11 protein-coding genes are annotated in these 10,732 nt (G+C 60.8%); 8 read left to right on the top strand and 3 right to left on the bottom strand.

Translation table 11 applies throughout. From position 1 onward, the window contains the following. Positions 1 to 328: 328 nt before the first annotated feature. On the bottom strand, positions 329 to 607 hold the full coding sequence (locus tag EVC45_RS32350; RefSeq protein ID WP_248295343.1) for a DUF1488 family protein: 279 nt from the start codon (positions 605 to 607) through the stop codon (positions 329 to 331). Positions 608 to 1,312: 705 nt separating this feature from the next. Here EVC45_RS32350 and EVC45_RS32345 point away from each other — a divergent pair. From EVC45_RS32345 to EVC45_RS32310, 8 genes are all read left to right on the top strand, one after another. Then, complete coding sequence (locus tag EVC45_RS32345; protein ID WP_129962231.1) at positions 1,313 to 1,780, top strand: hypothetical protein; 468 nt, start codon at positions 1,313 to 1,315, stop codon at positions 1,778 to 1,780. A gap of 130 nt (positions 1,781 to 1,910) precedes the next feature. Further along, on the top strand, positions 1,911 to 2,351 hold the full coding sequence (locus tag EVC45_RS32340) for a DUF6573 family protein (protein WP_129962230.1): 441 nt from the start codon (positions 1,911 to 1,913) through the stop codon (positions 2,349 to 2,351). A gap of 105 nt (positions 2,352 to 2,456) precedes the next feature. Beyond that, positions 2,457 to 2,888, top strand: a complete 432-nt coding sequence (locus EVC45_RS32335) for an antirestriction protein (RefSeq protein ID WP_129962229.1) — start codon at positions 2,457 to 2,459, stop codon at positions 2,886 to 2,888. Between the two features lie 220 nt (positions 2,889 to 3,108). After that, entirely contained in the window at positions 3,109 to 3,615 is a 507-nt protein-coding gene (locus tag EVC45_RS32330; protein ID WP_248295342.1) for a DUF1643 domain-containing protein, read from the top strand. Positions 3,616 to 3,852: 237 nt separating this feature from the next. Continuing rightward, the gene (locus EVC45_RS32325; RefSeq protein ID WP_129962227.1) at positions 3,853 to 4,068 is read left to right on the top strand and encodes an AlpA family transcriptional regulator; all 216 of its coding nucleotides are present in this window, start codon (positions 3,853 to 3,855) and stop codon (positions 4,066 to 4,068) included. A 145-nt stretch (positions 4,069 to 4,213) separates the two neighbouring features. Beyond that, on the top strand, positions 4,214 to 4,744 hold the full coding sequence (locus EVC45_RS32320) for a cytochrome b (RefSeq protein WP_129962226.1): 531 nt from the start codon (positions 4,214 to 4,216) through the stop codon (positions 4,742 to 4,744). Positions 4,745 to 5,175: 431 nt separating this feature from the next. Further along, on the top strand, positions 5,176 to 6,561 hold the full coding sequence (locus tag EVC45_RS32315) for a cytochrome C (RefSeq protein ID WP_306770811.1): 1,386 nt from the start codon (positions 5,176 to 5,178) through the stop codon (positions 6,559 to 6,561). Between the two features lie 60 nt (positions 6,562 to 6,621). Continuing rightward, entirely contained in the window at positions 6,622 to 7,335 is a 714-nt protein-coding gene (locus tag EVC45_RS32310; RefSeq protein WP_129962225.1) for a cytochrome c, read from the top strand. Positions 7,336 to 7,406: 71 nt separating this feature from the next. Here EVC45_RS32310 and EVC45_RS32305 read toward each other — a convergent pair whose 3' ends face one another. Both EVC45_RS32305 and EVC45_RS32300 read right to left on the bottom strand, forming a co-directional pair. Continuing rightward, positions 7,407 to 7,976: a cytochrome b gene (locus tag EVC45_RS32305; protein WP_129962224.1), complete on the bottom strand. Its 570-nt coding sequence runs from the start codon at positions 7,974 to 7,976 to the stop codon at positions 7,407 to 7,409. Between the two features lie 437 nt (positions 7,977 to 8,413). Beyond that, positions 8,414 to 10,447 carry a glycoside hydrolase family 28 protein gene (locus EVC45_RS32300; RefSeq protein ID WP_129962223.1) on the bottom strand — a complete coding sequence of 678 codons (2,034 nt, stop codon included), beginning with the start codon at positions 10,445 to 10,447 and terminating at the stop codon, positions 8,414 to 8,416. Between the last annotated feature and the right edge of the window lie 285 nt (positions 10,448 to 10,732).

The following is a 10,732-nucleotide window of genomic DNA, read 5'->3' as shown; positions in this document are numbered from 1 at the left end:
CACACCCTGTGCCCATCGGACTGTCCCCGCTGCCAAAACCATTGCTATCCATAATCGACGACTTTGCATAATCGGCCTTATGCAAAGCTTTCCATAAGGCCGATGAACGGAAGTTCGCTGTGGCATCAACGATCGCCGTGCCGGCCCGACATCGAACCCGTCAGCAAGGAGCAACAGTCTTGCCGCTATGGCCGCATCGGCTTTCGACGGTCGCACTCCCAAACATGTCAGGCAATCCTGCGGATCCGTCGAACGGGACCGATGAAGGCCGTGTTCTCATCAAGTATTCGCTCCTGCCACGTCATCGCATCTTCATCGCATCAAGGCATTACGCCGTAAAGTGACCTGTATCCAGCACGATCGGCTCACGCTCCTTCCTGAGCAAACGTCTTTCCACCCTCACCGCAATTCGCTTGCGGCCCGCCAGATACGCTTTGAGCAGATGCGCCTCGCCTGCTCCGGCCGGCGCCCAGAAGTGATGCTCGAGAGCCTCCCGGGATATCGCACACTGGACCGAACGCTCCGGCAACGCCGCGATGAAGTAGACGAGCCCCCCATCACGCGAGAGGGAAATTTCTGTTGAGAGATTGAGGTTTATCGCTGTCACTGGCGGTATTGATGCACGATTTCGATTCGGAATTGAGGCTTATGGTACTGCATCCTGTCGACCCGTTTCGCATCAACATGCGGTTTCTTGATCCCTGCCTCGGGCGCCTTTGCGCTTTTCTCTCCTGAGGAGTCACAGGACGCCCGTCGCAGCCGCGAAACCGGCTGCGACTTCTCCCTCCCCTGCCCCCGGGCTACCGCGGGGCGATTTGCGCTGAGCTGCGTCGATAGTCAGCTTGTTCCAGCGCGACCACCTGGTCACGCTGCGGCAAGCTGGCTTCCCGTGGCCTCCCTTCTTCGTGTCCCGACTTCCCTGATCTCCCGGGCCAACGGCGGCCTCGAAACGCCGTGCCGTTTGCGCTCGCTGCGCTAAACGCCCCTGGTCGCGCGCCCGCGATCAGGGGACATTGGCAGGCCCCCGCTGTACGGACACCTGCCAATGGACATTTCACCGTTGATCCGCCGGCTGCGGATCCGTCAGGTTGCGGCGTCACTGTGACCACTGTCGCGTTATCCGCAGTTTTTTCCGGCGCGTTGTTTCTGCGCGGCTGCGTGCCAGATGGATCGGCATTCGGAATGTTCTCTGACCTGGCCGTTTCAGATCGACCCCGCATGTACCAGGCGGCCAGCGGTCTGATCGTCCAGTTTTAACCCCGAGGGAATGCCTCCCTCAGGGGACGTCCCCTTATTTTCTGGAGTTTTCAAAATGGGCATGGACGTCTTTGGAAACACCCCCCGTTCAGACAAGGGTACTTACTTCCGCAATAACGTCTGGTGGTGGCATCCGCTCTGGCACTACTGCGAGACGGTCGCGGCCGACATCATCCCAACCGGTAACCTCGGTAATTCAAACAATGGCTGGGGTCTGGACGGCGATGGGGCCAGTGCACTTGCAGAACGACTGGAACTCGCCCTCCGCTCGGGTCACACGCACCGGTACGCCGAACTGTACCACCAGCGGCTCCGCTCTTTACCGTATCAACCGTGTACGGTGTGCGGCGCCACCGGTCATCGCGCCGAGCCACCTGGCACTGGACCTGGACCTTTGTTGTGTAACGCCTGCGACGGAAAGGGCGAGGTGCCCGATTTCGAGACGCACTATCCCTTCGAAGAGGACAACGTCCGCGAATTCGCCGGATTCCTTCGTGTGTGCGGTGGATTTCGCATCTGTTAGGCCACGTGTCATCCGCGGTTGACCTTACCTACACCGCGAAGCAACGGCCGGCCATTCCGATATTTCCCTCTCGGGGCATTGCATCCCCCAAGGGGATGCAATGCCCCTTCACCCGTTCAAGGAGCATGTCATGTCTGTCTATTTCTACGATGTCCCGGCCTCAGCTACGCCGTCTCCGGCCAGTAGCCTGACATCACGCGAGCAGAGTCTGCGTGATGGCAGGCTGGTGGACCTGTCACGCATTGCCTGCGAGACCGGCTTCAGGGCACCGGTTGCGATTTCGAAAGAGGGGTTGAGTGCGTGCCTCGCCGGTCTTCCCGACGGGGATCACGATGTCATTCACGGCCCGTATTCGTCATCCGTTGCAGCGCGGCACATGTGGTCCGTTCTTTGGGCCGCGGCCGCCGAAGTCATGCATCGGCACGAAGACAGGACGGTCTATTTCAGTGCGCGCCTCGAGTCGGACGATGCCAATACAGCAACGGTGTCCGAGGTTCATCTGAAACTCGTCATCGATGCGGGGACTAATGACCGGCCAGTCGCAACTATCCTGCTGCCCGATCAGGACTAGCCACATCTGCCTCGGCAACGGACCGACCGCTTGCCTTATTTACCCGTCGCGGGGCTGCCTCCCCGCCAGGGAGCATGCTCCGCGAATTTCTTGCTGGAGAACATCATGCAACCTGATTCTGAAGTCCAGACCTCAAACGCTATCGTCAAGGCCGTGCGTGTCCCTGAATCAAAGCGGATGAACACGCTGCCACGGTATTTCGGGCGGCGGTTGATGACAGGCGAGGCACTGGTCTACCATTCGCTGCAATCCGTCTGTGATGGCTATTCAGGCGGCTTCTGGGACTTCTTCGAACTGTCCAACGGGGGTGTCTACATGACCCCTCGCCTCAACGAGCCACTGCGCATCCAGTGCGACGGCAACGGCTTCGATGGCGAGATGTCGTGCGACGCCGCCGGCATCGTCGCCTGCCTGATGGCCTTCAATGCCCTTGCCTGGCAGACCCGCGAGGCGCAATTCGGCGAGCTCTTCTACCAGCTGCGCGACTTTGCCGCACAACACGTGGAAGCGCCATCGATTTTCGCCGCCATTGATTGACGCATTGACCATGTGCTTTTTCTTGTTTTAGTAGCTGCTGGAAGGGCGCCCCACTCCGGGGCGCCGGACCGATGATGCAAACGGGGTCGCACACGACGTCCGAGGGCCGGACCACGAGAAGCTGCAATACGGCTCACGACGTCACAGACGTGGTAAGGGCGAGGTTGAACCAGGCAGAGAGGCAAGCGGAAGTGGAAAGGGAGGTGGAAGGATGAAATGCATGACCGAAACGCATCAGATGGTCGAACGCGGCGCGCATTTGAGCGACTGCGGGACGTACCGCTACCGACTCTGGCGCGAGTGGAACGCCTCACGTCCCACGCTGGCGTTCCTGATGCTGAACCCGTCGACGGCAGATCACCTTGCCGACGACCCAACTGTCACCCGATGCTTTGCACGTGCCGTCGCGAACAACTTCGGCCGGCTTGAAGTTGCCAACCTGTTCCCGCTGCGTGCGACCAATCCTGACGAACTCCTGACGCACCCAGACCCGCTTGGGCCCCGCAATGCGGCCAATGGCGCGATCCTTGATATGGTCGATCGTGCGTCGATGGTCATCTGCGCGTGGGGCTCGCACAAAGCCGCGTCGACCCGCGCGCCTGATGTGCTGCACCTCCTGCGCATCACCGGCATGGGTCGGAAGCTATTCCATCTCGGTATGAACCTGGACGGCAGCCCAAAGCACCCGCTCTATATCGCCGCCAGCGCGCGGCCCAACCCTTTCTAATTCAAAGCGTGGCCGGGGCAGCACCGCGAATCATCAAGGTCACCCGCAATACATACAATACATAAGGTGTCAGATGAATACGACTTTTCCATTGATGGCGCAATGCGACCTGTGCGCGAAGCACGCGCAGGCGATCGCTCCCGACGTTCATTACTGCCCCGAGCACTACGCACTGTGGAGGCGCGCCGGCTCGCCGATACAGCCAAGCCTCGATTTTGACCAGGAGAACAAGGAATCATGACCCTCCAAGCCAAGCAGCCGCAATCGGTCAAGCTGCACCGGATCAAAAACGCCGCGCTGTTGTTGGGCGTGTCGAAGCCCACCATCTACCGGTTGGTTCGCGCTGGCGAACTGACGTTGGTAAAGCTGGGCCGGCGCGCGTCGGCGATAACCGATGACAGTCTGTGCGAATTCATCGCTTCGCACACGCAAATTGTCGGCGAGGGTAGCTAGACTGGTAGCTGGAATCGCGTCTGCGGGAAAAATCGGCCGGAACCCCTTACTGCGTATAGCTCACGAAAGATATGCTCCTTAACCTGGCCTTAAGGCGCGCCAGGGTACGATGCGGTTCACCAGAACTCAACCCACAGGATCCCCTATGCAAGTCTCGACCGAACCCCGCTATGACATCGTCGCACGTTTGCTGCATTGGCTCGTCGTCGGGCTGGTTGCCGCGCAGTTCGTGATCGGCTGGACAATGCCGGACGTGCACCGCGACACCGTGCCGGACGGCCTGATCGGCTGGCACCTCGGGGTCGGCACCGCACTGCTCGCAGCGATGGCGTTCCGGGTGCTGTGGCGCACGACTCATCGCTCGCCGCCGGACAACCTGCCGCCGCTGTTTCGCCTCGCCTCGAAAGTCACGCACCTGGCGCTGTACGCGCTGCTCGTGCTGGTGCCGCTGCTCGGCTGGATCAACGCTTCGTCGCGCACGTGGACGGTGCGCCTCGCCGCACTTGTTCCGTTGCCGTCACTGTCGGCGCCGGGCTCGTCATTCGGGCATGCGATGGGCGACGTTCACGGCGTTCTCGCGTGGGTGCTGTTCGGCGTGATCTGCGCGCATATCGCGGCGGCGCTGTTTCATCAATTCGTCGCCGGCGACCGCGTTCTGCAGCGCATGAAGCTCTAGCACGACCGCCAACGACCACTCCGCGACATCTCCCCGAAACAAAGAACGCAGCAGGAAGCGCGACGCATGCACCGTCGCGCTTCACCTGACCGCAGGCGTAAGCCGCACATCCAGTCAAAGCTGCAACGACTCCAATTTCAGAATGTCCCGAGTGACGCTATAAGGTCGCTCTCAATTTCCGGCCTTGCGCGCTGATGCGCATGCGCTGGAATAAATCGGCATGCGCGCTCGTTCTGGAGTCTGGAGAAAGCGCTTCGCGTAGGCAAGATCGCCCCGACGCGGCATCAGCTTGCCCCACTACGCCGATGTAAATGCGACGCCGGTCATGCCGAGCGCGAAGTGCGAGTGCTGTCGCCCAGTTTCCGCATTGGGCAGGGGTTCGTGCGCTCTGCGCGCGAGCGAATGCGGAACTGGCCGTCGGGGAGACGGACATGTCACACGCATTTGCACGCGATGATGCCGCCCATTGGCTGCGCGGCCGCATCGTGAGGCTGGCGCTCGCCGTGCTTTGCCTGCTCGTTGCCCCAATGGTTCAAGCGCTGCCTATATTTGCGCGGCAGACAGGGCAAAGCTGCGTGGCGTGTCACGCAGGCGGACAGTTTCCGGAACTGACGCCGTACGGTCGTATGTTCAAGCTGAACGGATATACGTTCGGTGAACGTACTATTCCAGTGGCCGTGATGGCGACGGTCGACCTGACGAAGACCCGGGTCAACCACGATGCCAGCGGCAACATCATCGCTCCCAAAGATGGCCTGCCGATTTTCGATTCCGCCAGCATCTTCCTCGCCGGCAAGATCACCGACAGGATCGGTGCGTTCACGCAATTCACCTACTCGAACTACGACCATCAGGGAAGCAATGGCCAATGGATCGGCCACTGGGGATCGGACAACATGGATTTCCGGTATGTCGACAGGATCATCGGGGACGCAAACGATCTGATTCTCGGCACCACCCTGCACAACAATCCAACCGTGCAGGATGTGTGGAACAGTGCACCCGCATGGAGTTACCCGTACATTTCCTCTTCGACGAGTCCGGTTGCCTCACCCCAGTTCCTGCCGATCCTCGAAGGCACGCTGGCGCAGCAGGTCGTGGGTGCGGGCGGCTACCTCTACTGGAACCGCACAGTCTATGCGGAGGTGTCGCTATACAGCACCGCTGACGGCATCTTCTCGTTCATGAGCAAGGGCAACAAGGCCGGCGACCCCAACCACCCGCAGATCTATCTGCGCGGTCAAAATCCGTACTGGCGTCTGGCTTTCACTCATGAGTGGGGACCGCACAACATCATGGTGGGGACCTTTGGCATCAATGCGAACGTCTACCCGAACGACGCGAACTCGATGCCGATCTTCTCACAGGGCGTCACCCGCTATCGCGACATCGGAGTGGATGCGCAGTACCAGTACATCCTCGAGCCGAACACCGTGACGGCGCAGGCGCGCTACATCCATGAAAACATCAGCGATCCGAATAATCTCGTGTTGGGCAACAGCCAGTCAGCCAATCTGAATTCGCTACGCCTGAAAGCTTCATATATCTATCAGGCCAAATATGGTGTGAGCCTTTCATTCTTCAACGTAACCGGCAGCACAGATAGCGTTGCGTACGCCGGCAGCGCGAACTCCTCGCCGGCCACGCAAGGCTGGATGCCGGAGATCTTCTGGATTCCCGTGCAGAACATTCGCGTCGGTCTGCAATACACGCATTTCACCAAATACCTCGGCGCCCGGACGAATTACGACGGCCACGGACGCAATGCAAGCGACAACGACACGCTGTTTCTGTACCTATGGGCCGCGTATTGGTGAACGTCTGCGTACCTCAGCGTCACACCTGATACGGGCTATGGCTTTGCTTAAGGTGCATCGATGAAACATCTAGTGAAATCCATCGAGGGCTCTACGTACCGCTTCCCATCGGTGCGATTCATCCTCGTCGCCCTATCGCTCGGCGCATCCGGTTGCCACAACCTGGAGCAGTCCAGACAGATCGACAATCCCGCCGTCGGCGGCAGGACGATCGCGTTGCAGGTATGTTCGAATTGCCATAGTGTGAACGGCATTTCGGTATCTCCGACGTTTCCGAAGCTGGCGGCCCAACCACAGGAATACCTCGTCAATCAGCTAACGGACTTCAAGGCTCATCAGCGGAGCGATCCGAATGCCAGAAGGTTCATGTGGGGCTTCACGCATCTGAGCGAAGCGCAAATCGAGCAACTCGCCGCGTACTTTTCCAGCCAGCCGCCGCCGGCGCCACGAGCGAGCGCCGATCATCGGCTGATCGAATCGGGCAGGACCATTTTCCTGTTGGGCATTCCGGACAAAGGCGTACCGGCGTGCAGTGCCTGTCACGGCCTGCACGGTGAAGGCGCGGGAGGATTTCCTCGCCTCGCCGGGCAGTACGCAGACTACGTCGAAAAGCAGATACTGGTCTTCCGAAGTGCCGGGCTACGCCCCCGTGGCGAAGTGATGAAGGTCATCGCCGACAACCTGTCGGATCGGGACATTCGAGCCGTTGCCGCGTTCATGGAGGCGTTTCCCGCAGGGGCCGAGGCGGCCGCCAGTCCCACTGTGGATCACTAGGCGAGCGCGCTGCCATGGCAACTGGTCCTCGACACCCACCGTAGTTCGTCGCGTTCGGGGCTCATCGGCCCTCATCGGCCAGTACGTGCCCGTCCCGAAGGAAACCAGCGTGGCAGCATGGCGGTCAGCACGTCGTCTTTGAGGAAGACGTGATGAAAAATAGCCGCGAATGCGTGAAACGCCGCAAGCCACATAATGGCGTCGCCGAGCCACTTGTGAAGCGATGCGATGACTGAGCCTGCTCCATGTGAAGTGCCGAGTAAAGGCGGAATATCGCGACCGCCGATAAGCGTCAGCGGATGCCCTTCGAGCCACGCGCCAGAGATGGCGGTAAGCGGGAGCGCAAGGAGAAGCAGATACAGCATCCATTGAACGGCTGCTGCCATCACGGCCATCCAGCGAGAGACTGGCGGTGTCTCGGGACGCGTGTCGTATGCCTGCCATAGCAGGCGGATCAGGGTGAGCGCGAACACGCACAAACCCAAAGTCTCGTGCAGTCGCCGGTCGAACTCGTGGACCGACGAGTAGACGCGCTGTTCAGGTCCGCCGGGCCCATAGATGAACGTCACGAGCACGACGATTGCCGTGCACCAGTGGAGGAATTGGGCGATCGAACCGTAGCGTGTGGCAGAGCTTCTCATGATGGCGCTCCCGATGTGTGCCCCTCGACGAACAGTAGGCACGAGCGCGTCACGGCAAGCCAATGGATAACACCCGCAGAGCCAACGTATCGTAACGTGGTATGCGTGGCAGGCCGGACGCTGGCGTATTGGATTCGTGAATGGATTCTACGCGCAAACGCTCGGCGAAATCTTAAGCCGATGGCGGCTTACCTCCGGCAGTGATCACCAATAAGAAATGCCGTGAAATGGGCGCATCAACATCGCTGGGCGCAGCCCTTGCGCGATCATTTTCGACGCAACGGCTGCGGCCGGCGGGTGATGCTCGACTTCCCATCGATCACGGCAGAAGAAAAAAACACGCCGTCGCGACGATCCGATGCAAACCCCGGCGCGACGGCTTCACTTCAATCTGGCGACGTAAAGGAGCGGCACCCCGCCGCTCCCTGGATGTCGTATTAACGCGGATCCGACAACGTCTGGTTGAGCGTCTGCCCAGCGATGACCACGTTCTGCAACGTAATGTCGTGCACGTTGTAGAGGTAGATTGGGCCCGGCGTGCTGGCACTCGCGGGGCCGGCGGCCGCAGGCGTGCCGAAGTTACAGTTGGAAATCGTCACGCCGGTGATGGCCGGTACGGTCGGTGCGGGCGCCGGACCGTTGTAATCGAACGCGACTGGACCTTGTGCAACGATGGCCTGGAAACAGGAGGCGGTCGTACTGCCCAAGGTCACGTTCGTAGCGGTGACGTTCGTGATGTTGACGTTGTCGATGAGCGCGGGGCGTGTGCGGATCGCATCGGCGGCGGGCTGGTAATCGCAATCGAACGTGATCAGGCCGCCTTGGGATGCGGACGGATTAGCGGCGGTTGCGGTGGCCACGCCGATGGGCACGGTGCTGTTGATCGGACTGCCTGCCAGCATCTTGGTGCCGTAGCCTCCGCCCGTCAGGCTCACGCCGTGCGGCAGCGTGACGCCATTCACGTAGAAGTTCTTGACGTAGCCCCCGCGGTTCATGTTCGTCTTGATACGAATCGCGATGTTCAGCGAATTCGTCGCCCAGAACTGATTGAGCATGGTCAGGTTGCGTGCATAGATGTTTTGCACGCCGCCACCCATCTCGCTGCCGAGCGTGATGCCGCCGTGACCGCTGTTCATCATGCAGTTCTGGATCACATGGTTCTGCGCGGGTCCGTACTCCGTATCGAGATCCTTGCCCGACTTGATCGCGATGCAATCGTCGCCGGTGTTGAACGTCACGTTGTCGCACAGAACCGTGTTGCAGGCGTCCGGATCGAAGCCGTCGTTGTTCGGTCCGATGCTGTCGGCCGTCACGCCGCGGATCACGACGTTCGTGCAGTCGGTGGGATGATGCTGCCAGAACGGCGTGTTGTTGGTGCGGTAGTTCTCCATCAGCACGTTCGTGCAACCCAGGAACTCCACCATGCACGGCCTCAGATAGTGGCCGAGACCGAAGATACGCTGCGCGACCGGCACGCCCGCTTCCGAAAGCGCCGGCAGGTAGTTCTGGTCCTGCTGCCACGGCGTAGCCGGATTGGTCAACATGGTGTAGAGCGAGGCCGAAAGGGTCGGCGCGGCCACCATCAGGTCGACGTTGTTCGGGTTCGTATACGCCTGCGACGGCGTGGACGACCCGGCGCAGCCGTACGCGCCGCTGGAGCCCTTGAAGGTCCACCAGCAAGTGCTCGTGTTTCCGCTTCCGGCGAACGGCGTCATGGCCTGACCGTTCAACACCGATGTCGCGCCTTCGCCGGTCAGCGCGATGTTGTTGGCATTTCGCGCGTACACGGGCGAGCCGAAGTTCAGGCAGTCGTTTGCCTGCCAGCGGCTGTAGTAAAGGTTGCCGTTGGTGCCGCAGTTGACGGGGCCGTCCTTCGCATAGTCGGCAGGATTCGGGCTGAAATAGATCGTGCAGTTCGCGCTCAGATGGAAGTTGACGTTGCTCTGCAGCACGATGGGGCCCGCGCAATACCACGTGCCCGCCGGCACCACGACCCGGCCGCCGCCGGCTGCGCTGCACGCCGCGATCGCCGCGAGAAAGGCAGGACGTGAATCGAACGAGCCCGGTGCATTGGTCGCGCCGGCACCCGTGCTGGTGGGCGATGTGGTGCCGGTATAGGGGTTGGCCTGTGCAATGACCGCGCACGGTTGCGCGCCGTACTGCTCAACCTGGAAATCGACGGCCGGGAATGCACTCTGTGTGATTTTCTGCAGCGCATTGATGATGTTCGTCGCCGAGCCGGTGGGGCCCCAGATCGGGTCGGCCGCGGCCGTCGACGGCGCGCTTCCCGTCGCTGGCGTGGAACTGCTGCCACCTGCCGCTGCGGAAACCCCGCTGCCGCCACCACAGGCTTGCAGGAGTGCGCTGCCGGCAAGCGCGCCTCCTAGTCCAATGAAGCCACGGCGCGAAATGCGCAAGGTGTCGCCCGTTGCGGGCGCATTTTTATCAAGATCGCACGACTGCTTGGACATCGAGTCCCCTCCGGACAAATAGTTGTTAGTACACGAGCGAAACGCTTCGGTGCCGGTTGTATGACAAGTGTAGAAGAGTAAAGACAAGCGTCAGGAGAGTACACATGGTGAATACCCTTACAAAGTGTTTCCTCCACACCGCGAACGCGACCGGGTTGCCGGAGGCGTTCGGGTTCCCTCCTTCGGTGTGCTGGAACGGCGGGTGACGTGTCGGCCGTCCGAGGATCGCCGTGAAGTGCGGGCGCGGCGTCGCGGGTGCCGATGGGATCCGTGCTGATCTGCGAG

This window comes from Paraburkholderia sp. UYCP14C, assembly GCF_004197395.1.
In the GTDB taxonomy this organism is placed as follows: domain Bacteria; phylum Pseudomonadota; class Gammaproteobacteria; order Burkholderiales; family Burkholderiaceae; genus Paraburkholderia.
Note: the sequence above shows the minus strand (reverse complement) of the source record. Positions and strands in the feature narration are given on the sequence as shown.